The following is a 22,943-nucleotide window of genomic DNA, read 5'->3' as shown; positions in this document are numbered from 1 at the left end:
GATTGGAACCAATCAATCAATCGTCCGATACTTGGCGTCCCCGATTCCCGACCCACGAGACACACGATGGACACCAAAACGATCCAGATCAACCGCCGCAGCGCCAACATCGTCGAAGGCAAGAGCCGCGCGCCGAACCGCTCCATGTTCTACGCCATGGGCTACGAGGAAGGCGACTTCAAGAAGCCGATGGTCGGCGTGGCCAATGGCCACAGCACCATCACGCCCTGCAACTCGGGCCTGCAGAAGCTGGCGGATGCGGCCATCGCCGGCATCGAGGAAGCCGGCGGCAACGCCCAGGTGTTCGGCACGCCCACCATCTCGGACGGCATGGCGATGGGCACCGAAGGCATGAAGTACTCCCTCGTGAGCCGCGAAGTCATCTCCGATTGCATCGAGACCTGCGTCGGCGGCCAATGGATGGACGGCGTGCTGGTCGTCGGCGGCTGCGACAAGAACATGCCCGGCGGCCTCATGGGCATGCTGCGCGCCAACGTGCCGGCCATCTACGTCTACGGCGGCACCATCCTGCCGGGCAGGTACAAGGGCCAGGACTTGAACATCGTGAGCGTGTTCGAGGCCGTCGGCCAGAACGCCGCCGGCAACATGAGCGACGAGGACCTGAAGGAAATCGAGATGCGCGCGATCCCGGGCACGGGTTCCTGCGGCGGCATGTACACGGCCAACACGATGAGCTCCGCTTTCGAGGCGCTGGGCATTTCGCTGCCCTACTCGTCGACCATGGCCAATCCGCACGACGAGAAGGCCAACTCCGCCAAGGAATCGGCCAAGGTGCTGATCGAGGCGATCAAGAAGGACATCAAGCCGCGCGACATCGTGACCAAGAAGGCCATCGAGAACGCGGTGGCCGTGATCATGGCCACTGGCGGATCGACCAACGCGGTGCTGCACTTCCTGGCGATCGCACACACGGCCGGCGTGGATTGGTCCATCGACGATTTCGAGCGCATGCGCAAGAAGGTGCCGGTGTTGTGCGACCTGAAGCCCAGCGGCAAGTATCTCGCCGTCGACCTGCACAAGGCTGGCGGCATCCCGCAAGTCATGAAGGTGCTGCTGAACGCGGGCCTGCTGCATGGCGACTGCATCACCATCACCGGCCAGACCATCGCCGAAGTGCTGAAGGACGTGCCCGACCAGCCGCGCGCCGACCAGGAAGTGATCCGTCCGATCAGCAATCCGATGTACGCCGAAGGCCACCTCGCCATCCTGAAGGGCAACCTCTCGCCCGAAGGCGCGGTCGCGAAGATCACCGGTCTCAAGAACCCGGTCATCACCGGACCCGCACGCGTGTTCGACGACGAGCAATCGGCGCTGCAAGCCATCCTTGACGGCAAGATCAAGGCGGGCGACGTGATGGTGCTGCGCTACCTCGGCCCGAAGGGCGGCCCCGGCATGCCGGAGATGCTGGCTCCGACCGGCGCGCTGATCGGTGCCGGTCTGGGCGAAAGCGTCGGCCTCATCACCGACGGCCGCTTCTCCGGCGGCACTTGGGGCATGGTGGTCGGCCACGTCGCGCCCGAAGCCGCGGCCGGTGGCACCATCGCGTTCGTCAACGAAGGCGACTCCATCACCATCGACGCCCATCAGCTCAAGCTCGAACTCAACGTCCCCGACGCCGAGATCGCCAAGCGCCGCGAAGGCTGGAAGGCCCCTGCGCCCCGCTACACCCGCGGCGTGCAAGCCAAGTTCGCCTTCAACGCCTCCAGCGCCAGCTCAGGCGCGGTACTCGACAAGTTCTAAATAGGCGAGTCCCAGACTCTAAAGCCAGTGAATACCGCGGATCCGGCTCGGCCGGTCCGCAGGTATTGCCCCCTGCAAGGGGGTAGGCGAAGCGACACGAAGTGCGCGCAGCCTGGGGGTGTACCTATTTCCGCCGGAGAGTCCCCAGCTTGCTCCGCTGGCGATCGATGCGTTCCTGCCGGCGCGCGTTTTCCCGTTCGACCACCTTGCGCTTGGTGTAGCCGGACGAATCGGCCCAAGCCCACCAGACGATCGCGAGCGCGAACGGGATCAGCACGATCCACCAGCTCCAGACGGCGACGGGGCCGACTTCGAGCAATTTGAGAGCCACCCCGAGCAGGCCCAGCATCAGAAACCACATCGCGAACTCCTCGTTATTCTGCAGACGCGCGTGGAAGCCGGGCGTGCACCGCCTTACCTACAATCGCGTTGGATCGACTTTAACGCACCGACTCGACAACACCCGATGAAAAAAGCGCTTCTGCTTGCCGCATTGAGCCTCGGCTGTGCCGCCCCCGCTTTCGCCGACCTGGCCCTCGCCACTTCGAAGAACTGCATGAGCTGTCATGCGGTCGATCGCAAGGTGCTCGGCCCGTCCTTCAAGGATGTGGCAGCGAAGTACAAGGACAACAAGGGCGCAGTCGACGCGCTCGCCACCAAGATCGTGAAGGGCGGCTCGGGCGTCTGGGGCCAGATACCGATGCCGGCCAACAACCAGGTCAGTGAAGCGGACGCCAAGAAGCTTGCTGCCTGGGTGCTCTCGACCAAATAGGCGCGGGTGCGCTCAGACCGCCGGCGGCATGCCAGCGGCCGTCGCCGCCGCCCGGCGGTCGAAGCGATCTTCCAGCTGGCCGATATGGGCCGCGATCGTGTTATCCGATTGTTCGCAGCGCATCTTGAACGCGGTCTCGAGTTGCTCCACCCGAGCCAGCAGCGCGGCATGACGCTCGGCGTTGCGCGCCATGTGGGCGTTCTCTTGCGCCTCCAGGAAATTGCGCAATTCGGTGAAGCGTGAAGCCTCGGCCTTGTCGGCGAGGTCGCGCTGGGCCTGCATCTCCTTGGTGTGGCGGCGCGTCTCCATCAGGATCGAGCTCTGCAGGTAGACCACATAGGCCACGAAGAAGATGCCCAGCAACGCCGTGAGCCCCAGCATGATCAGCCCGAATGGCGCAGTGACCTGCATGAAGCCGACCGACATGGCGGTGGGCGTGACGAGCAGGCCCCAGTTCAACGCCGCCAGCGCCGCGATCAGCAGCACGACGACCAGCAGCACACCGGTTCTCAATCCCATGACGTTGTCTCCTCGACGATCAATGGGCCATTTGTAACGCATGCCCGCCGCCCACCGTGTCGGACGGAGGCGCGGACGGCGAGATCAGTACGCCTGGCCCAGCTGTTCGAGGATGGCGGGATTCTCGAGCGTGGAGGTGTCCTGCGTGATGGCCTCGCCCTTGGCGATGCTGCGCAACAGGCGCCGCATGATCTTGCCGCTGCGCGTCTTCGGCAGGTTCTCGCCGAAGCGGATGTCCTTGGGCTTCGCGATGGGGCCGATTTCCTTGGCCACCCAGTTGCGCAGCTCGGCGGCAATCTGCTTGGCCTCTTCCCCGCTCGGACGGCCGCGCTTGAGCACGACGAAGGCGCAAACCGCTTCGCCGGTGAGATCATCCGGCCGGCCGACGACGGCGGCCTCGGCCACGAGGTCGGTCTTGGCGACCAGCGCGGATTCGATTTCCATCGTGCCAAGCCGGTGGCCCGACACGTTGAGCACGTCGTCGATGCGCCCGGTGATGCGGAAGTAGGCCCGATCGGCGCTGCGCACGGCACCGTCGCCGGCGAGGTAGACCGTGCCGCCCATCTCCTCGGGGAAGTAGCTCTTCTTGAAGCGCTCGGGATCGTTCCAGATCGTGCGGATCATCGATGGCCACGGCCGCTTGATCACCAGCATGCCGCCGGCACCGTGCGGGATGTCCTTGCCCGTCTCGTCGACGATCGCGGCCATGATGCCCGGCAGCGGCAGTGTGCAGGAGCCCGGCACCAGCGGCGTCGCGCCCGGCAATGGCGTGATGACATGGCCGCCGGTTTCGGTCTGCCAGAAGGTGTCGACGATCGGGCAATTCTCATGGCCGACGTTCCGGTAGTACCACATCCAGGCTTCGGGATTGATCGGCTCGCCCACCGTGCCGAGGATGCGCAGTGAGGAGAGGTCCCAGTTCTTCGGGTGCACCTTCTCGTCGCTGTCGGCCGCCTTGATGAGGGAACGGATCGCGGTAGGCGCCGTGTAGAAGATCGAGACCTTGTGCTTCTCGATCATCTGCCAGAAGCGGCCCGCGTGCGGGAAGGTCGGAATGCCTTCGAACACGACCTGCGTGGCGCCGGCCGCGAGCGGGCCGTAGGCGACATAGGTGTGGCCGGTGATCCAGCCGATGTCGGCGGTGCACCAGAAGATGTCTTCCGGCCGGATGTCGAAGGTCCAGTCCATCGTGAGCTTTGCCCACAGCAGGTAGCCGCCCGTCGAATGCTGCACGCCCTTGGGCTTGCCGGTCGAGCCGGAGGTGTAGAGGATGAAAAGCGGGTGCTCCGCGCCGACCGGCACCGGGGCGCACTCGGTTCCCTGCCCCTTGAGCGCCTCGTCGAAGGTCTTGTCGCGACCCGCCACCATGTTGCAGGGCGTCGCCGTGCGCTGGTAGACCAGCACCGTCTTGATCGACTCGCAGCCGCCCAGCGCGATGCCGTCGTCCACGATGGCCTTGAGCGGCAGTTCCTTGCCGCCGCGCAACTGGAAGTTGGCAGTGATGACCGCCACCGCGCCGGCGTCGATGATGCGTTCCTGCAGCGCCTTGGCCGAGAAGCCGCCGAACACCACGCTGTGGGTCGCGCCGATGCGGGCGCAGGCCTGCATCGCAATCACGCCCTCGATCGTCATCGGCATGTAGATGATGACGCGGTCGCCCTTCTGGATGCCCTGGGCCTTCAGCGCATTGGCGAACTGGGAGACGCGTGCCAAGAGTTCCTTGTAGCTGACCTTCGTGACGGCGCCGTCGTCGGCCTCGAAGATGATCGCGGTCTTGTTCTCGACCGGCGTTCCCATGTGCTTGTCCAGGCAGTTGGCCGAGGCGTTGAGCTCGCCGTCGTCGAACCACTTGTAGAACGGCGGGTTGGATTCGTCCAGCGTGCGGGTGAAAGCCTTGCTCCACACCACGTTGGCGCGCGCCTGACGGGCCCAGAAGCCCTCGAAGTCGTCCGCGGCCTCCTTGCAGAGGGCGTCGTACGCCGCCATGTCGGCCACGCGCGCGCCCTTGCTGGCCCGGGCGTCGGGCGGAAACACGCGGTTTTCGACCAGAACGGATTCGATGGTGGAAGCGCTGCTCATTCGTTGTCTCCTGTACCTGCGTTCACTACGGCCGGTAATGTGGGCGTCTGCACTTACGGATCACTGACGGGACATGTTAACGAGAGGGGACATCCTGTCGACGCCGGCATGCGCCCCCCTAAAATCGCGCCTTTCCCACCGATTCGCATCGATGTCCAACACCGACCCCCTCCTCCCGCCCACCGGTAAGACCTCGCCGCTTCGTCCGCTGCCCAACCTGATCTTCGCGAGCCGCTGGCTGCAGCTGCCGCTGTATCTGGGGCTTATCGTGGCGCAGGGCGTGTACGTCGTGCACTTCCTGGTGGAGCTCCTGCATCTGGTGGAAGCGGCCTTCGGGAGCAAGGACGCACTGGAGGCGCTCGTCACCAGCATCGGCTACAAGACCACCGCGCCGGTCGTCTCTCTCAACGAGACCGTCATCATGCTGGTGGTACTGGCGCTGATCGACGTGGTGATGATCTCCAACCTGCTCATCATGGTGATCGTCGGCGGCTACGAGACCTTCGTGAGCCGGATGAACCTCGAAGGCCATCGCGACCAGCCGGAGTGGCTGAGTCACGTGAACGCCTCGGTCCTGAAGGTGAAGCTCGCGACGGCCATCATCGGCATCAGCTCGATCCACCTGCTCAAGACCTTCATCAACGCGGACAACTACACCGATCGCGTGCTGATCGCTCAGACGGCGATCCACATCACTTTCCTGCTTTCGGCGATGGCGATCGCGGTCACTGACCGGCTGATGTCGCCCGGCCCGGCCGCCGACCACTGAGCCAGTCCGGGCGCGGGGCGATCACCGCCCCGTCATGTTCTCGGGAATGACCCACTGATCGAATTGCTCGGCGGTCAGATGCCCCGACGCGATCGCCGCCTCACGCAGGCTGCTGCCTTCCTTGTGCGCCTTCTTTGCGATGAAGGCTGCCTTGTCGTAGCCGATGTGGGTGTTGAGCGCGGTCACCAGCATCAACGAGCGCTGGACCAGTTCGGTGATGCGTTCCCGGTTCGGCTCGATGCCCACCGCGCAATGGTCGTTGAAGCTCACCATGCCGTCCGCCAGCAGGCGCACGCTCTGCAGGAAGTTGTGCGCCACCATCGGGCGGAAGACGTTGAGCTCGAAGTTGCCCGAGGCGCCGCCGAAGTTGATCGCGACGTCGTTTCCGAAGACCTGGGCCGCGAGCATCGTGACGGCCTCGCTCTGCGTCGGATTGACCTTGCCCGGCATGATGGACGAGCCGGGCTCGTTCTCGGGGATGCTCAGTTCGCCGATGCCGCTGCGCGGACCGCTGGCGAGCCAGCGCACGTCGTTGGCAATCTTGGTCATGCTCGCGGCCAGCGTCTTCAGCGCGCCATGCGCATGCACCATCCCGTCGATGCTCGCCATCGCCTCGAACTTGCTCGGCGCGGTGACGAAGGGCAGGCCCGTGAGCCTCGCCAGTTCGGCTGCCACCTGCTCCGCATAGCCCTTGGGCGCGTTGAGGCCGGTGCCGACCGCCGTGCCACCCAGAGCGAGTTCGCACAGGTGCGGAAGCGCCGCGCGCACATGCGCCTCGCCGTGCGCAAGCTGCGCCACATAGCCCGAGAACTCCTGGCCCAGCGTGAGCGGGGTTGCGTCCTGCAGGTGGGTGCGGCCGATCTTCACGATGTCGGCGAAGTCCTTCGATTTCTTGTCAAGCGTGGTGCGCAGCTTGGCGATGGCAGGCAGGAGCTTGTGCGTGATCGCGTCGACCGCCGCGACGTGCATGGCCGTGGGGAACACGTCGTTGGACGACTGGCTGCGGTTGACGTCGTCGTTCGGGTGTACCAGCCGCCCTTCCCCGCGCTCGCCGCCCAGCAGTTCGCTGGCACGATTGGCGAGCACTTCGTTGACGTTCATGTTCGTCTGCGTGCCCGACCCCGTCTGCCAGACGACAAGGGGAAACTCGTCCGCATGGCCGCCGGCGATGACCTCGTCGGCCGCCGCGACGATCGCGTCGGTCTTCTTGTCGTCCTGCAGGCCCAGCGCGCGATTCACCACCGCCGACGCACGCTTGACTTGCGCCAGCGCGCGAATGATCTCGCGCGGCTGGCGCTCGCCGGAGATGTCGAAGTTCTGCAGCGAGCGCTGCGTCTGCGCGCCCCACAGCTTGTCGGCGGGCACTTCGATGGGGCCGAAGGTATCGCGCTCGACGCGGGTCTTGGATGTAGTCGCCATGAGGAAAGCTTCTCAGAGATGGGTTGACAGAACGCGAGCGGCCTCTTGCAGGAACTCGAATTCCTGGTCCGACAGCCGGCGCGGCTCGAAATCGAAATGGCACAGGGTGCCGAACAGTTGCCCGCTTTTGTCGACCAGCGGGATGCCGTGATACGCCAGAACCACGCCCTTGAAGGGGCTGCCGTCGACCCGCGGATCGGCACGCGAGTCGTCGGTCAGGAAGGCGCCTTCGCGGATGGCGTGCTGGCAGAAGCTGTCGCCGAGGGGCACCACGCCCAGCGATTCCGGCAGGAGCGCGCCCTCGCGGTCGTACAGATACAGATTGCGCACCGTCATTGCCTCGAGACGATAGATCGCGGTGCAGCGGTGTTCCACGCGCTGGTTGAGAAACCGCAGGCCGGCCAGCACTCCTTCGTTGCGGAGGATCTGCTCGAATTCGGCGGTGGGCGTGGCGACGGCGGCGGTCATGGGGCTGGATCCTTGCTCGACAAATGAAGATAGCACAAGGCTATCCGGGTCGCAGTCGGGCGGGCGCCAACCGCGGCTGGGATAATTGCGGGGTTTGTCTGCCACCCTCCCCCACGAATCGCCATGACCATCATCCAGCAAGCCGACCTGATCGAGTCGGTTTCCGCCGCGCTGCAATACATCAGCTACTACCACCCGACCGACTACATCGCCCACCTGGCCAAGGCCTATGAGCGCGAGCAGAGCCCGGCGGCCAAGGATGCGATGGCGCAGATCCTCACCAACAGCAAGATGAGCGCCACGGGCCACCGGCCGATCTGCCAGGACACGGGCATCGTCAACGTATTCCTGAAGGTCGGCATGGATGTCCGCTGGGGCGGCTTCACCGGCAGCCTCGACGACGCCATCAACGAAGGCGTGCGCCGTGGCTACAACCATCCCGACAACATGCTGCGCGCCTCGGTCGTGGCCGACCCGCAGTTCGACCGCAAGAACACGAAGGACAACACGCCAGCCGTGATCTTCACCGAGATCGTCCCGGGCAATACCGTTGAAGTGACCGTCGCGGCCAAGGGCGGCGGCAGCGAGAACAAGAGCAAGCTCGCCATGCTGAATCCCGGCGACAGCATCGTCGACTGGGTGCTGAAGACCGTGCCGACCATGGGGGCCGGCTGGTGCCCGCCCGGCATGCTCGGCATCGGCATCGGCGGCACGGCCGAGAAGGCCACCCTGCTCGCCAAGGAAAGCCTGATGGACGACCTCGACATGCACGAACTGCAGGCCAAGAAGGCATCGGGCGCGGAACTCAGCAAGGTCGAGGCGCTGCGCATCGAGCTGTACGAGAAGGTCAACGCACTCGGTATCGGCGCGCAGGGCCTGGGTGGTCTTTCCACCGTGCTCGACGTCAAGATCAAGATGTACCCGACGCACGCGGCCAGCAAGCCGGTCGCCATGATCCCGAACTGCGCTGCGACCCGCCACGCGCATTTCGTGCTCGACGGCTCCGGCCCCGTGTACCTCGAAGCACCCTCGCTGGACCTCTGGCCCAAGATCGACTGGGCGCCCGACTACAACAAGAGCAAGCGCGTCGACCTCGACACGCTCACGCCCGCCGAGGTCGCCAGCTGGAAGCCGGGCGACACGCTGCTGCTCAACGGCAAGATGTTCACGGGACGCGACGCGGCGCACAAGCGCATCGCCGACATGCTCGCCAAGGGCGAGAAGCTGCCGGTGGACTTCACCAACCGCATGATCTATTACGTGGGCCCGGTCGATCCGGTCGGCGACGAGGCCGTCGGCCCCGCCGGCCCGACCACCTCCACGCGCATGGACGGTTTCACCGAAATGATGCTCGCCGAGACCGGCCTGATCGGCATGATCGGCAAGGCCGAGCGCGGCCCGGTCGCCATCGAGGCGATCAAGAAACACCAGAGCGCCTACCTGATGGCGGTCGGCGGCGCGGCCTACCTCGTGAGCAAGGCGATCAAGACCGCCAAGGTGGTCGGCTTCGCCGACCTCGGCATGGAAGCCATCTACGAATTCGACGTCGTCGACATGCCCGTGACGGTCGCCGTCGACGCCGGTGGCACCAGCGCCCACATCACCGGCCCGGCCGAGTGGCAGAAGCGCATTGCGAGCGGCGAGTTCAAGACGATCGCGCTGCAACCGGCCTGAGCATGACGCCGGCCGGCCACCTCACGAATGCCGATCGACCGATCGGCGTGTTCGACAGCGGGGTCGGGGGTCTGAGCGTCCTCAACGCGCTGCGTGAGGAGTTGCCGCACGAGCGATTCGTCTACTTCGCGGACACCGCCCATGCGCCCTATGGAGAGCGCGGCGATGCCTATGTCGGCGAGCGCAGCGGGACGATCGCGCGGTACCTGCTGGAGACGCATCGGATCAAGGCGCTGGTCGTGGCGTGCAATACCGCCACGGCGGCGGCGATCCACCGGGTGCGGGCGGATCACCCGATGCTGCCGGTGATCGGCGTCGAACCGGCCCTCAAACCCGCGGTGGCGCTGAGCCGGACGGGGCACATCGCGGTCATGGCGACGCGCGTGACCGTGGAAAGCCGAAAGTTCGAGACACTGCGCGCCTCCCTCGCCGCGCAGGCCAGCTTCCACATCGTGCCTTGCGACGGGCTGGCCGGTGCGATCGAGCGATCCGACCTTCCAGCAATCGCTTCGCTCTGCCAGAAGTACACGGCTGATGCGGGTGTCTACGGGAGCGATGCCGGACAGATCGACACCCTGGTGCTCGGCTGCACGCACTACCCCTTCATCGCCGACGAACTGCGACGCCACACGGGCGAAACCGTGCGCTTCATCGATACCGGATTGCCGGTGGCCCAGCAGACCCGCAGGCTCCTCGGCCAGGCGGGACAACTCGCACTCGAAGGGGACGGTGCCGTGCTGCTGCTCAGCAGCGCAGCGCCCGAATCGCTGGATGCGGCCGCATCACGCTGGCTCGCGTTGTCCGCGGGCCCCGCAAGCCTTGCCCGGACCGCCATTGCGGCAACCGTCTGACGCCACGCATGGTCCGCAGGTTCCTTTTTGCCACCTGCCTTCTGGGCGCCTTCTGCGCCCCAGGCCACGCCGCCTGCGATACGGGCCTCGCGGAACGCATGCACGCCAAGCTGCACCCCAAGCGTGCGCTCGATCACGAACGCGCCGTGTGCGAGCCGTGGAGGGGCTTGCCGGGCCGCTTCATCGTCGTACTGCCCATGCCAAGGCCATCGTCCGAGCCGGGCGCCACGCAGTTCGACCTCGACGTGCTGGTGGTCCAGCAGGCCGACAACGGCAACACGGACCGCGCCAGGATCGTCAGCCGCCTGTTCGAAGAGTCCGCCTTGACCGAGGACGCCGTGCGCATCGGCGAGATCAAGATCGACACGGCGCGCTACACGCTGGCCGCCGACACGCGGGCCTTCGGCGTGCGAATCCTTCGCCAGGGCTCCTCGCGCGCCAGCCCCTATTCCGAAGAAACGCTGACGCTCTACGTCCCGCAAGGGCAGAAGCTCGCCAAGGTTCTTGACAGCCTCCAGATGACCCTCGAGCGCGGCGAGTGGGACACCAACTGCACCGGTAATTTCGAGACTGTTCGCGGCAGCCTGTCCGTGGCGCGCGGCAGTACGCACAGCGGCTATGCCGACCTGATCCTGCGCGAGGCGCAATCGAAGAGCCGCTCCGCACTGCAGGGGGAGGAATGCGCAACGCACGAACGGGCGCCGACCTTCAAGGCGACCGTGCTGCGCTATGACGGCGCGGGCTATCGCGCCTCAAAGGCGGTCGCCTCCGACTAGCGTCGGCAGATTTCCGCGTCAGGCGCGCAACGCTGCCTCACGACCGCGGCGCATGTCGATCGGCAGCAGCAGCAGCAGACCCGCGATGAACAGCGCTGCCGTCGAAAGGATGGCGATGCGCTGGTTGCCGCCGGTCATCCAGGTGATGGCACCGTAGCTCAGCGGACCGATGATGCTGGCCAGCCGGGTCGCGAAGGTCCAGAGGCCGAAGAATTCGGCGAGTTGGCGCGGCGGCGCGAGAACGCCCGTCATGGCTCGCCCGGCCGACTGGCTCGATCCCATCGCCAGCCCGGCGATCGATGCAGCCCACCAGAAGCCGCCTTTGGTCGTTACCGAGGCCGCGATCACGCACACGGCGATCCAGGCCACCAGGGTGCCCGCGAGCGAGCGCTTGTGGCCGAGCCGATCCTGCCAATAACCGAACACGAACGCGCCGAGCGCCGCGGCGATGTTCAGCACGAAGATCAGCACCATGGTTTCGCTCGGCACGAAGCCGATGACCTGCTCGGCGTAGATGGCTGCCAGCGTGATCGCCACCGCGACCCCACCCTGGTAGCAGACGGTGCAGGCCAGCAGCCACATGAAGTCGCCATAGGCGCGTGCCTCGCGAAAGGTGCTGCTCAGTTGGAGCCAGGCGCTCTGCTCTTCGCCGCGCTTCTGCGGCACGGCGCGTTCGGGCAGCAGCGCAAAGGTGACGCACGCCGCAACGCCGTAGATCGCAGCGGTGATGAGCATCGTGACCGGCACGAAGTGCGCAGCCGGCAAGCCCTTGGCCTGTGCCGATAGCACATAGGCCAGGCACAGGCCCAGCGCGAGCATTCCGCCGATGTAGCCGAAGGCCCAGCCCCAGCCGCTGACCTTGCCCATGCCTTCGGCGGTCGCGAGTTCCGGCAGGAAGGCCCCGGTGAGCGACTCGCCATAGGAATAAAAGGTGTTGGAAATGATCACCAGAACCATCGCCAGCGCCACGGCATAGGTGCCGACCAGGCGCGGTGTGAGAGCCAGCGCCGCCGTGCCGATCACGCAGCCCGCGGTGACGATCATCAGCACGCGCTTCTTGGCTGCGTGAAGGTCGGCCCAGGCGCCGATCGCGGGCATGGTGAGCATCACGATCGCGTACGAGATGCTCAGGGCCGTCGTCCACGCAAAAGCGCCCCAGGGCGCGCCTTTCGCGATGCCGCCGACAAAGTACGCGGCAAACACCGCGGTGATCACGACGGTGGTGTAGCCCGAATTGGCGAAGTCGTACATGGCCCAGCCAAAGACCTCGCGCTTGCGCACGCCGGGCTGGAGGGCAGACTGGGGGAACAGGGCCAAGCAACGTCTCCTCGAAAAACGTCGCCGAGCATAGCGGAGCGGCTTGACCGCCCCGTGTCGCGTCAGTGCAGGTGTCGCGGCCGGCGACCACCGCCGTGGCCACCGCTGCCCGCGCCGCCGGTGCCACCGCGCGGGCGCTTGCCGATCTCGAGCGAGTTCACCAGGGCGTCGAAGCGATCGCCGAACAGCTTGTCGATCTCGGCCACCACGCCGCCGAGCTCGGCGCCGTCGAAGTGGCGCTCCATCAGGTTGACGACGTCCTCGACCAGCAGGTCGCGCTGCACCTGCATGATGGCGGCGGGATTGGGTCCGACGAAGAGCATGAGAAAGTCGTCGCGCGATTCCTCGTCGGGGTCGCCCTCTTCCTCGTCGAAGTCGGTGTCGTAGAAGGTGACTTCGAGCGCGGCGCCCTGCTCTGCCAGTTCGTTGAGCGCCATGCACATCTCGTCGAGCGCCTGGCGGAAATCCTCGTCACCGGCGACCGTCCAGCAGATCTGGAGCATGTGGTCCTTCTGCTCGAAGCGGATGCCCGGCTCTTCTTCATAGACGCTGGTCGCGCCATCGGCCAGCGAACGCGCGCCGGCATATTTCCAGAGCGGCTTGAGCGCTTCCTGGATCTGCTCGAAGTTCACATCGGAGCGCAGCGGCACATCGCCGTGCACATGGATTTCGAACGGAGCGTTATAGCGAGGCATGTCTTGCTCCCTTGTAGTGTGGTGGTGCCCGGAACCGGGGTCGAACCGGTACGCCCCTTATGCAGGAAGCGGCGGATTTTAAGTCCGATGTGTCTACCAATTTCACCATCCGGGCCGTCCAGTCGGACGTTGACGATACCCCAAACAAAAACAGCCCCGACAACATTGGTTGGCGGGGCTGCGTTTTCAGTACCGAAGGCAGTGGAGGCGCGACCCGGAGTCGAACCGGGCTAGACGGATTTGCAATCCGTTGCATAACCGCTTTGCTATCGCGCCACGTTTTTTCTCGAGACTTTCGAAGTCCTGCGAATACCGCGAAAAAAAGGGAAGCCTGGGCTTCCCTTTTTCAAAACTGGAGCGGGAAAAGAGTCTCGAACTCTCGACCTCAACCTTGGCAAGGTTGCGCTCTACCAACTGAGCTATTCCCGCGTTTCGAGCCTCGAATTATATACTATTTTTTCGAGGTCCCGCAACTGTCGTCATCAATGTTTGACGGAACCCTCGACCGGCGTTGCTGCGCGCTGCTTGGCCAGTTCGGCCACGGCAGCGGCCGAGGCTGCAACCTCTTCGTCGGACAGCGGCGTCGGCATCTTCTCCAGCGCGATCTCGAGCACCTTGTCGATCCACTTCACCGGCACGATCTCGAGGCCGTTCTTCACGTTCTCCGGAATGTCCTGCAGATCCTTCGCGTTCTCCTCGGGGATCAGCACGGTCTTGATGCCGCCACGCAAGGCGGCCAGCAGCTTTTCCTTCAGGCCGCCGATCGCCGTGACTTCGCCACGCAAGGTGATTTCGCCGGTCATCGCGACATCGGCCCGCACCGGGATGCCGGTGAGTGCCGACACGAAGGCCGTCGTCATCGCTGCGCCAGCGCTGGGGCCATCCTTGGGCGTTGCACCGTCTGGCACGTGGATGTGGATGTCGCGCTTCTCGAACACTTCATCCTTGATGCCAAGGCGGCGAGCACGGCTGCGCACCACGGTGCGCGCGGCCTCGACCGACTCCTTCATCACGTCGCCGAGCGAACCCGTGCGGCTGATGACGCCCTTGCCGGGCATGGTGACCGCCTCGATGGTGAGCAGGTCGCCGCCGACTTCCGTCCAAGCGAGACCCACCACCTGACCCACCTGGTTCTGCTTCTCCGCCAGGCCGAAGGTGTACTTGCGCACGCCGAGGAAGTCGTTGAGGTTTTCGCCATTGACGACCACCTGGGGCTCCATCTTCTTGAGCAGCAGCCCCTTGACCACCTTGCGGCAGATCTTCGACAGCTCGCGCTCGAGTGAACGCACGCCGGCTTCACGGGTGTAGTAGCGCACGATGTCGCGCACCGCTTCCTCGGTGATGAGCAGCTCCTCTTCCTTCACGCCGTTGTTCTTCATCTGCTTGGGCAGCAGGTACTTCAGCGCGATGTGCGTCTTCTCGTCTTCGGTGTAGCCCGCGAGGCGAATGACTTCCATCCGGTCCAGCAGTGCCGGCGGGATGTTCATCGAGTTCGAGGTGGCGACGAACATCACGTCGCTCAGGTCGAAGTCGACCTCGACGTAGTGGTCGCCGAAGGTGTGGTTCTGCTCCGGGTCGAGTACTTCGAGCAACGCGCTCGACGGATCGCCGCGGAAGTCGGTGCCGAGCTTGTCGATCTCGTCGAGGAGGAACAGCGGATTGCGGGTGCCGACCTTGTTCAGGCTCTGCAGCACCTTGCCCGGCAGTGCGCCGATGTAGGTGCGGCGATGGCCGCGGATCTCGGCCTCGTCACGCATGCCGCCCAGGGCCATGCGCGTGTACTTGCGGCCGGTCGCCTTGGCGATCGACTGCCCGAGCGAGGTCTTGCCGACCCCCGGTGGGCCGACCAGGCAAAGGATCGGCGCCTTCACCTTGTCGACGCGTTGCTGCACCGCGAGATATTCCAGGATGCGGTCCTTGACCTTCTCGAGGCCGTAGTGGTCCTCATTGAGCACCTCCTCGGCATGGGCGAGGTCGTGCTTGATCTTGGTCTTCTTGCTCCAGGGCAGGCCAATCAGGACGTCGATGTAGTTGCGCACCACGGTCGCCTCGGCCGACATCGGCGACATCAGCTTGAGCTTCTTGAGTTCGCCCTCGGCCTTCTTCAGCGCTTCCTTGGGCATCTTGGCGAGCTTGATCTTCTTCTCGATCTCCTCGATGTCCGCGCCCTCTTCGCCTTCGCCCAGTTCCTTCTGGATGGCCTTGACCTGTTCGTTCAGGTAGAAGTCGCGCTGGTTCTTCTCCATCTGGCGCTTCACGCGGCCGCGGATCTTCTTGTCGACGTTGAGGATGTCGACCTCGCGCTCCAACTGCCCGAAAAGATTCTCGAGGCGCGCCTTGATGTCGTCGAGGTCGAGCACGGCCTGCTTGTTGTCGAGCTTCAGCGGCAGGTGGGCAGCAATGGTGTCCGCCAGCCGGCCTGGATCGTCGATGCTCGAGATCGAGGTGAGGATCTCGGGCGGGATCTTCTTGTTGAGCTTCACGTACTGGTCGAACTGCTGCATCACCGCGCGGCGCAGCGCTTCTACTTCCGTGCCCTTTTGCGTCGCGACTTCGGGCGCCTCGACCGGCGTCACGTTTGCGGAGAAATGCGTTTCGCCGTCGTCGATGCGGTTGACTCTTGCGCGCTGCTGGCCCTCGACCAGGACCTTCACGGTGCCATCGGGCAGCTTCAGCATCTGCAGGATGGTCGAGATGCAGCCGACCTCGAACATGTCCTCGACCGAAGGTTCATCCTTGGCAGCGGCCTTCTGGGCCACCAGCATGATGCGGCGTTCCGCTTCCATCGCGAGTTCGAGCGCCTTGATGCTCTTGGGGCGTCCCACGAACAGCGGAATGACCATGTGAGGGAACACGACCACGTCGCGCAGCGGAAGCAGCGGCAGGTCGAGCTCGGTAGCAGGCAGGGGGGTATGACCGGACATGGGAATCCTTTACTTGATCATGGAAAGTTGGTCGGCCGCGCGCACTTTTCAAGTGCGCGGGCACGGTCTTCGTCGAAGACGACGCCGGACGCCTGGCGGGGAGCGACCGGCTGCTTATGCATTCAGGCCTTCTTGGCCGCTTCGCGATAGACGAGCAACGGCGGCTTGTTCTCGTCGATCGTCGATTCCTCGACCACGACCTTGTCGACATTGGTCGCGTTCGGGAGTTCGAACATCGTGTCGATCAGCGACTGTTCCAGGATCGACCGCAGGCCGCGCGCTCCCGTCTTGCGGGCCAGCGCCTTGCGCGCGATCGCCTTCAGGGCGGCGGGGCGGATTTCGAGGTCCACGCCTTCCATCTGCAGGAGCTTGGTGAACTGCTTGACCACCGCGTTCTTCGGTTCGGTCAGGATCTGCACCAGCGCGTCTTCGCTGAGCTCGGCGAGCGAGGCCACGACCGGCATCCGGCCGACCAGCTCGGGAATCAGGCCGAACTTGATCAGATCTTCGGGCTCGACCTCGCGGAACACCTCGGTGATGCTGCGCTGCTTCTTGCTCTTGACCGATGCGCCGAAGCCGATGCCGGAGGCTTCGGTGCGGTTTTCAATGACCTTTTCGAGGCCCGCGAACGCACCGCCGCAGATGAACAGGATGTTCGTCGTGTCGATCTGCAGGAAGTCCTGATTGGGATGCTTGCGGCCGCCTTGCGGGGGCACGCTGGCCATCGTGCCTTCGATCAGCTTCAGCAGCGCCTGCTGCACACCTTCGCCCGACACGTCGCGGGTGATCGAGGGGTTGTCGGACTTGCGCGAGATCTTGTCGATTTCGTCGATGTAGACGATGCCGCGCTGGGCGCGTTCGACCTCGTAGTTGCAGCTTTGCAGCAGCTTCTGGATGATGTTCTCGACGTCCTCGCCGACGTAGCCGGCTTCGGTCAGCGTCGTGGCGTCAGCCATCACGAAGGGCACATCGAGCATGCGGGCGAGCGTTTGCGCCAGCAGCGTCTTGCCCGAACCGGTCGGGCCGATCAGCAGGATGTTGCTCTTGCTGAGCTCGACGTCGTCGCCCTTGGCCTTTTCCTTGTGGCGCAGGCGCTTGTAGTGGTTGTAGACCGCGACCGACAGCATCCGCTTGGCGGGTTCCTGCCCGATCACGTAGTTGTCGAGGTTGGCCTTGATCTCCAGCGGCGTCGGCAGGTCGCTGCGCGCCTCGCGAGACTCGTCGCCCGTGGGCAATTCATCGCGAATGATCTCGTTGCACAAATCGATGCATTCGTCGCAGATGAACACCGAAGGTCCTGCAATCAGCTTCTTGACCTCGTGCTGACTCTTCCCGCAGAACGAGCAGTAAAGCGTTTTTTCGCTGGAGGAGCCTTTTTTCTCGGCCATGGACAAATGCCTCGTAACAGGGGGTTTAACAATGATAGCGAAACAAAAACGGCGTTCCCCGTGTGGGGAAACGCCGTTGTTGCTTGGGCGCCTCAGCGCCGGGGTGCGTTAACTGCGCTTCGCGATCACTTGGTCGATCAGACCATACTCTTTGGACTCGTCCGCCGTGAGGAAATAGTCCCGTTCGGTATCGCGGGCAATCTTCTCGAAAGACTGGCCGGTGCGCTCCGCCAGGATGCGGTTCATCTGCTCACGCGTCTTGAGGATGTCGCGGGCGTGGATCTCGATGTCCGTGGCCTGGCCGCGGGCGCCGCCCAGCACCTGGTGGATCATGATCTTGGAGTTCGGGAGCGAGAAACGCTTGCCCTTCTCGCCTGCCGCCAGGAGGAAGGCGCCCATGCTGGCCGCGAAGCCGATGCACAGCGTCGACACGTCGGGCTTGATGAACTGCATCGTGTCGTAGATCGCCATGCCGGCGCTCACGCTGCCGCCCGGGGAGTTGATGTAGAACGAAATGTCCTTGTCCGGGTTCTCGCTCTCGAGGAACAGGAGCTGCGCCACCACGAGATTGGCGGTCTGGTCGTTGACTTCGCCGACCAGGAAGATCACCCGTTCCTTGAGAAGGCGCGAATAGATGTCGTAGGACCGTTCGCCACGGCCCGACTGCTCGATGACCATCGGAACCATGCCGAGGCCCGTAATTTCCTGTGCGCTCATGTTTGCTCTCCAGAGGGGTTTGTACTGTACCCAGACGAAATGGGGCTCGTGCCGCAAAGCACAAGCCCCATGGATGGACCCGCGGTGCTCCGCCCGATCAGCCCTGTTGGGCCATCAGTTCGTCGAAGGAAACCGACTTGGCGTTGACCTTGGCCTTGCCGAGCACGAAGTCCGTCACGTTGTTCTCGATCACGACGGCTTCGACTTCCGCGAGGCGGCGGTTGTCGCTGAAATACCAGCGAACCACGTCGGCCGGCTTCTCGTAGCTGGCGGCGAGTTCGTCGATGTGGGCCTTGATCTGCTCGGGCTTGGCTTGCAGGTTGTTCGCGCGGACCAGTTCGGCCACGACGAGGCCCAGGCGCACTCGGCGCTCGGCTTGCGGGCGGAACACGTCGTCGGGGATCGGTGCCTTGTCGGCGTCCTTGATGCCGCGCTGCTTGAGCTCGGCGCGGGCGCCTTCGATCATGCGGTCGACTTCGGCCTGCACGCTCGACTTGGGCAGGTCCAGCTCGGCGTTGGAGATCAGCGCGTCCATCACCGCGTTCTTGTTGCGGGCCAGCAGGCGGAACTTGACTTCGCGCTCCAGGTTCTTCTTGATGTCGGCGCGCAGGCCTTCGACCGTGGCGTCGGCGATGCCGAGCGACTTGGCGAGCTGTTCGTTGACTTCGGGCAGGTGCGAGGCCTCGATCTTCTTCACGGTGACCATGAAGTCGGCTTGCTTGCCGGCCACGTCCTTGCCGTGATAGTCGGCCGGGAAGGACAGCGGGAAGGTGCGGCTGTCGCCGGACTTCAGGCCGCGCACGGCGTCTTCGAATTCCTTGAGCATCTGGCCTTCGCCGACGATGAACTGGAAGTCCTCGGCCTTGCCGCCCTGGAAGGTTTCGCCGTCGATCTTGCCTTCGAAGTCGACCGTGACACGGTCACCGTCCTGAACGGCGGCGTCCTGCGCGCGCTGCGCGAAGGTGCGGCGTTGCTTGCGCAGGATGTCGAGCGTCTTGTCGATCGCGTCGTCGCCCACTTCGGCGCTGAGCTTCTCGACTTCGGCGCCGGACAGGTCATTGATCTTGACTTCCGGGAAGACTTCGAAAACCGCGTCGAAGGCGAGTTCGCCCTCGGGCGCGTCTTCCTTCTCGGTGATGCGCGGCTGGCCGGCCACGCGCAGCTTGGCTTCGTTGGCGGCCTGCGAGAAGGCCTCGCCGACCTTGTCGTTCATCACTTCGTAGTGGACCGAGTAGCCGTAGCGCTGCGCCACGACGTTCATCGGCACCTTGCCGGGACGGAAGCCGTCCATCTTGACGGTGCGGGCCAGCTTCTTGAGGCGCGAATCGACCTCGGACTGGATGGTGCCGACGGGCAAGGTCAGCGTGATCTTGCGTTCGAGCTTGTCGAGGGTTTCAACGTTCACGGTCATTTCAGTCTTCCTTGTGAGGGGTCTTGTGCTGGTGCGCGGGGCCGGACTCGAACCGGCACGCCATTGCTGGCGTCAGGACCTAAACCTGGTGCGTCTACCAATTTCGCCACCCGCGCGGTTCCAGTGTTTTCAGGTGTTGAATATCGAAGGCGGCCCGCAGGCCGCCTTCGGATATTCAGGAGCGGACGACCCGGAAGCCCCCCGCTTGAAATCGGTCAACCGCGTATTTTAAGCGCGAACGAGAGCCTCTTCGGCCTCCACCACCGGGTTTCTCTCATCCCGTTTAACCCGGAACCAGGCCGCGTACATGGCCGGCAGCGCCAGCAGCGTGAGCACCGTCGCTACGATGAGCCCGCCCATGATCGCCACGGCCATCGGGCCCCAGAACACGCTGCGCGACAGCGGAATCATCGCCAGCACGGCCGCCGCCGCGGTCAGCACGATCGGCCGCAAGCGCCGCACCGCTGATTCGACGATGGCATCCCATGCCGGAACGCCGGCGGCGCGGTCGCTCTCGATCTGGTCGATCAGGATCACCGCGTTGCGCTGGATCATCCCCATCAGCGCGATCACGCCCAGCAGCGCCACGAAGCCGAACGGCCGGTTCAGCGCCAGCAAGGCGCCCGCCACGCCGACGATGCCCAGCGGCCCGGTGATGAACACCAGCAGCGAACGGCTGAAACTGTGCAGTTGCAACATCAACAGCGTGAACACCAGGAACAGCATGATCGGCACGCCGGCCACGATGGACGCCGAGCCCTTGCTGCTTTCTTCCACCGCGCCCGCCACCTCGATGCGGTAGGCGCCGTCGCCGGCCGCGTGCCATCTCGCCTCCAGCTCACGCAGCTTCGGCAACAGCTGGTTGGTCACGGTCGCGCCTTGCAGGCCTTCGACGATGTCGCCCTGCACCGTGATCGCATAGTCGCGGTTCTCGCGCCACATGACGCCAGGCTCCCAGGTGAAGACCGGCTTGGCGATCTGCGTCAGCGGAATCGAGCGGCCCGAGCTCGTGGGCAGGTAGGCGTTGCCGATGTCCGAGATCGCCTCGCGCTCGTCCGGGGACTGGCGCAGCGTGATGTCGATCAGCAGGTCGTTCTCGCGGTACTGCCCCACCGTCGTGCCGCTGAACATGGTCCGTGAGGCCTGGGCGATCGCCTGGCTGGTGACACCGAGCGCGCGCGCCTTGTCCTGATCGACTTCGAGCCGGATCACCTTGACAGATTCGTTCCAGTTGTCGTTGACGCCGCGCATGTTCGGGTTCTCGCGCATCAAGGCCTTGACCTCGTCGGCATGCGCGCGGAGCTTCGCGGGGTCGGTGCCGATCACGCGGAACTGCACCGGATACGGAACCGGCGGGCCGTTGGGCAGCAACTTGACGCGGCCACGCGCCTCGGGGAATTCCTGTGCCAGCACGGCTGGCAGCTTGATGCGCAGCGATTCGCGGTACTTCAGGTCCTTCGTCAGCACGATCATCTGCGAGACGTTGGTCTGCGGGAACACCTGGTCGAGCGGAAGATAGAAGCGCGGCACGCCCGAGCCGATCCAGCTCGTGACCGTGCTGACGCCGTCTTCCTTCTGCAACCGCTGCTCGACCCGCTTCGCCACTTCCTCGTTCGCCGCGAAGGAAGTGCCTTCCGGAAACCACAACTCGACCAGGATCTCAGGCCGGCTGGAATCCGGGAAGAACTGCTGCTGCACCTTGCCCATGCCGAAGATGCCCAGCCCGAAGACCAGCAGCGTGGCGCCGATGGTCAGCCAGCGATGCTCGACGCACCAGTTCACCGTGCGGCGGAAGGTGTTGTAGAACGGCGTGTCGAACAGTTCGTGCGGCGGTGCGTCCGGGTCATGCGGCTTGACCTTGAGCAGCAGCGTGCCGAGGTAAGGCACGAAATACACCGACACGAACCAGCTCAGCACCAGTGCGATCACCGTCACCGCGAAGATCGCGAAGGTGTACTCCCCGGTGACCGATTTCGCGATACCGATCGGCAGGAAGCCTGCCGCGGTGATCAGCGTGCCCGTGAGCATCGGCTTGGCGGTGACGTCGTAGGCGAAGGTGGCGGCACGCACCTTGTCGTAGCCCTCCTCCATCTTCCGCACCATCATCTCGACCGCGATGATCGCGTCGTCCACCAGCAGGCCCAGCGCGATGATCAGGGAGCCAAGCGAAATCTTGTGCAGGCCGATCCCGAAGTAGTTCATCGCGAGGAAGGTCACGGCCAGCACCAGCGGAATGGTGATCGCCACCACCAGGCCCGGTCGGATGTCGATGTACCAGCCGAAGCGCCCGCCCTTGTGCAGCCCCAGCGCGACGAAGCTCACTGCCAGCACGATCGCCACCGCCTCGATCAGGACGTGTATGAATTCATTGACGGACCGCGAGACGGAGACGGGCTGGTCCTGGACCTGGACGAGCTTCACGCCGAGCGGCAGCCGCTTGTCGATCTCCGCGGTAGCGCTGCGCAGCGACTTGCCGAGCTCGATGATGTCCCCGCCCTTGGCCATCGAGACACCGAGCGCAATGACCTCCCTGCCCTGGTGGTGCACCTTGACGGCCGGCGGATCGACGTAGGCACGGTGGATCTCGGCAATGTCGCCCAGGCGCATCTGGTTGCCCGAACTGCCGCGGATCGGCATCGAACGCAGCTGCTCCACGCTCGTGAACTGGCCGCCGACGCGCACCTGCACCACATCCTGCGGCGACTGGATCGTCCCGGCGCTCTCGATCGCGTTCTGCGACCCGAGCTGGGCCAGCACCGTGTTGAAGTCCAGGCCGAGCTGCGCCAGCCGCTTCTGCGAGACCTCGATGAAGATCTTTTCGTCCTGCACGCCGAATTGCTCGACCTTGGCCACGTCCTTGACGCGCAGCAGGCGCTGCCGCACGTCGTCCGCGAAGGTCTTGAGTTCGGCGTAGCTGAAGCCGTCGCTTTCCAGCGCATAGATGACGCCGTAGACGTCGCCGAAGTCGTCATTGAAGAACGGCCCCTGGACGCCCGCCGGCAGGCTGCCGCGCATGTCGCTGACCTTCTTGCGCACCGTGTACCAGACGTTCGCCACTTCGCTGGCCTTCGACGAATCCTTGATCTGGAAGATGATCTGCGACTCGCCCGGCTTGGAGTAGCTGCGGATCTTGTCGGCGTACGGCGCTTCCTGCAGCGTGCGTTCAAGCTTGTCGGTCACCTGCTCGGCCACCTGCTGCGCCGTGGCGCCCGGCCAGTAGGTGCGCACCACCATCGCACGGAACGTGAAAGGCGGGTCCTCATCCTGGCCGAGCTGGAAATAGGACGCGAAGCCCAGCAGCATCAGCACCAGCATCAGGTAGCGGGTGAGCGCCGCGTGCTCGAGCGCCCATTTCGAGAGGTTGAAGCCGGCCTTGCCGGACGCATCGGTCTGGGACGTCATC

The 22,943-nt window shown here is 64.7% G+C and carries 18 protein-coding genes and 4 tRNA genes; 6 read left to right on the top strand and 16 right to left on the bottom strand.

From position 1 onward, the window contains the following. Positions 1 to 66: 66 nt before the first annotated feature. Positions 67 to 1,761, top strand: coding sequence for a dihydroxy-acid dehydratase (gene ilvD / locus QTH90_RS00960; RefSeq protein ID WP_286662677.1), 1,695 nt, complete (start codon positions 67 to 69; stop codon positions 1,759 to 1,761). A 124-nt stretch (positions 1,762 to 1,885) separates the two neighbouring features. Here the strand turns inward: ilvD and QTH90_RS00955 are convergent, their stop codons facing one another. Continuing rightward, entirely contained in the window at positions 1,886 to 2,122 is a 237-nt protein-coding gene (locus tag QTH90_RS00955) for a TIGR04438 family Trp-rich protein (RefSeq protein ID WP_286662676.1), read from the bottom strand. Between the two features lie 105 nt (positions 2,123 to 2,227). Between QTH90_RS00955 and QTH90_RS00950 the strand changes: the two genes are divergently transcribed. Continuing rightward, positions 2,228 to 2,533, top strand: a complete 306-nt coding sequence (locus QTH90_RS00950; RefSeq protein ID WP_286662675.1) for a c-type cytochrome — start codon at positions 2,228 to 2,230, stop codon at positions 2,531 to 2,533. 12 nt (positions 2,534 to 2,545) lie between these two features. Here QTH90_RS00950 and QTH90_RS00945 read toward each other — a convergent pair whose 3' ends face one another. Both QTH90_RS00945 and acs read right to left on the bottom strand, forming a co-directional pair. Then, positions 2,546 to 3,052, bottom strand: a complete 507-nt coding sequence (locus tag QTH90_RS00945) for a LapA family protein (RefSeq protein WP_286662674.1) — start codon at positions 3,050 to 3,052, stop codon at positions 2,546 to 2,548. 84 nt (positions 3,053 to 3,136) lie between these two features. Next, the gene (gene acs, locus QTH90_RS00940) at positions 3,137 to 5,131 is read right to left on the bottom strand and encodes an acetate--CoA ligase (protein ID WP_286662673.1); all 1,995 of its coding nucleotides are present in this window, start codon (positions 5,129 to 5,131) and stop codon (positions 3,137 to 3,139) included. Positions 5,132 to 5,282: 151 nt separating this feature from the next. Between acs and QTH90_RS00935 the strand changes: the two genes are divergently transcribed. Beyond that, positions 5,283 to 5,900, top strand: coding sequence for a YqhA family protein (locus QTH90_RS00935; RefSeq protein ID WP_286662672.1), 618 nt, complete (start codon positions 5,283 to 5,285; stop codon positions 5,898 to 5,900). A gap of 21 nt (positions 5,901 to 5,921) precedes the next feature. On the opposite strand, the gene fumC is transcribed toward QTH90_RS00935, so the two are convergent. Both fumC and QTH90_RS00925 read right to left on the bottom strand, forming a co-directional pair. After that, positions 5,922 to 7,319, bottom strand: a complete 1,398-nt coding sequence (fumC, locus tag QTH90_RS00930; RefSeq protein ID WP_286662671.1) for a class II fumarate hydratase — start codon at positions 7,317 to 7,319, stop codon at positions 5,922 to 5,924. Between the two features lie 12 nt (positions 7,320 to 7,331). Further along, positions 7,332 to 7,787 (bottom strand): GAF domain-containing protein, encoded by a 456-nt coding sequence (locus QTH90_RS00925; RefSeq protein WP_286662670.1) that lies wholly within the window; start codon positions 7,785 to 7,787, stop codon positions 7,332 to 7,334. Positions 7,788 to 7,910: 123 nt separating this feature from the next. On the opposite strand from QTH90_RS00925, the gene QTH90_RS00920 reads away from it, so the two are divergent. Genes QTH90_RS00920 through QTH90_RS00910 form a run of 3 tightly spaced genes read left to right on the top strand, consistent with a single transcriptional unit; the run spans position 7,911 to position 11,088 of the window. Continuing rightward, positions 7,911 to 9,461 carry a fumarate hydratase gene (locus tag QTH90_RS00920; RefSeq protein ID WP_286662669.1) on the top strand — a complete coding sequence of 517 codons (1,551 nt, stop codon included), beginning with the start codon at positions 7,911 to 7,913 and terminating at the stop codon, positions 9,459 to 9,461. Positions 9,462 to 9,463: 2 nt separating this feature from the next. Next, a complete protein-coding gene (gene murI, locus QTH90_RS00915) occupies positions 9,464 to 10,312 on the top strand; it encodes a glutamate racemase (RefSeq protein ID WP_286662668.1) in 849 nt (282 codons plus the stop codon). Between the two features lie 8 nt (positions 10,313 to 10,320). After that, entirely contained in the window at positions 10,321 to 11,088 is a 768-nt protein-coding gene (locus tag QTH90_RS00910) for a PA3715 family protein (RefSeq protein WP_286662667.1), read from the top strand. An 18-nt stretch (positions 11,089 to 11,106) separates the two neighbouring features. Here QTH90_RS00910 and QTH90_RS00905 read toward each other — a convergent pair whose 3' ends face one another. The 11 genes from QTH90_RS00905 to QTH90_RS00855 form a co-directional block, all read right to left on the bottom strand. Next, on the bottom strand, positions 11,107 to 12,405 hold the full coding sequence (locus tag QTH90_RS00905; RefSeq protein WP_286662666.1) for an MFS transporter: 1,299 nt from the start codon (positions 12,403 to 12,405) through the stop codon (positions 11,107 to 11,109). A gap of 62 nt (positions 12,406 to 12,467) precedes the next feature. Further along, positions 12,468 to 13,100, bottom strand: a complete 633-nt coding sequence (locus tag QTH90_RS00900; protein ID WP_286662665.1) for a DUF6806 family protein — start codon at positions 13,098 to 13,100, stop codon at positions 12,468 to 12,470. Between the two features lie 22 nt (positions 13,101 to 13,122). Further along, positions 13,123 to 13,215, bottom strand: a tRNA-Leu gene (locus QTH90_RS00895). Between the two features lie 87 nt (positions 13,216 to 13,302). Beyond that, positions 13,303 to 13,376, bottom strand: a tRNA-Cys gene (locus tag QTH90_RS00890). A gap of 77 nt (positions 13,377 to 13,453) precedes the next feature. Then, a tRNA-Gly gene (locus tag QTH90_RS00885) sits at positions 13,454 to 13,529 on the bottom strand. Positions 13,530 to 13,582: 53 nt separating this feature from the next. Beyond that, positions 13,583 to 16,024, bottom strand: coding sequence for an endopeptidase La (lon, locus tag QTH90_RS00880; RefSeq protein ID WP_286662664.1), 2,442 nt, complete (start codon positions 16,022 to 16,024; stop codon positions 13,583 to 13,585). 122 nt (positions 16,025 to 16,146) lie between these two features. Beyond that, the gene (clpX, locus tag QTH90_RS00875; RefSeq protein ID WP_286566532.1) at positions 16,147 to 17,412 is read right to left on the bottom strand and encodes an ATP-dependent Clp protease ATP-binding subunit ClpX; all 1,266 of its coding nucleotides are present in this window, start codon (positions 17,410 to 17,412) and stop codon (positions 16,147 to 16,149) included. A 108-nt stretch (positions 17,413 to 17,520) separates the two neighbouring features. Beyond that, positions 17,521 to 18,129 carry an ATP-dependent Clp endopeptidase proteolytic subunit ClpP gene (gene clpP / locus QTH90_RS00870; protein ID WP_286662663.1) on the bottom strand — a complete coding sequence of 203 codons (609 nt, stop codon included), beginning with the start codon at positions 18,127 to 18,129 and terminating at the stop codon, positions 17,521 to 17,523. A 97-nt stretch (positions 18,130 to 18,226) separates the two neighbouring features. Next, complete coding sequence (gene tig / locus QTH90_RS00865) at positions 18,227 to 19,540, bottom strand: trigger factor (protein ID WP_286662662.1); 1,314 nt, start codon at positions 19,538 to 19,540, stop codon at positions 18,227 to 18,229. A 29-nt stretch (positions 19,541 to 19,569) separates the two neighbouring features. After that, a tRNA-Leu gene (locus tag QTH90_RS00860) sits at positions 19,570 to 19,656 on the bottom strand. A gap of 112 nt (positions 19,657 to 19,768) precedes the next feature. Further along, on the bottom strand, positions 19,769 to 22,942 hold the full coding sequence (locus QTH90_RS00855) for an efflux RND transporter permease subunit (RefSeq protein ID WP_286662661.1): 3,174 nt from the start codon (positions 22,940 to 22,942) through the stop codon (positions 19,769 to 19,771). Position 22,943 lies beyond the last annotated feature (1 nt).

Source organism: Variovorax flavidus (genome assembly GCF_030317145.1).
Classification (GTDB): domain Bacteria; phylum Pseudomonadota; class Gammaproteobacteria; order Burkholderiales; family Burkholderiaceae_C; genus Variovorax; species Variovorax flavidus.
The sequence above is the reverse complement of the archived record's forward strand: the minus strand, read 5'-3'. Positions and strand labels throughout refer to the sequence as shown.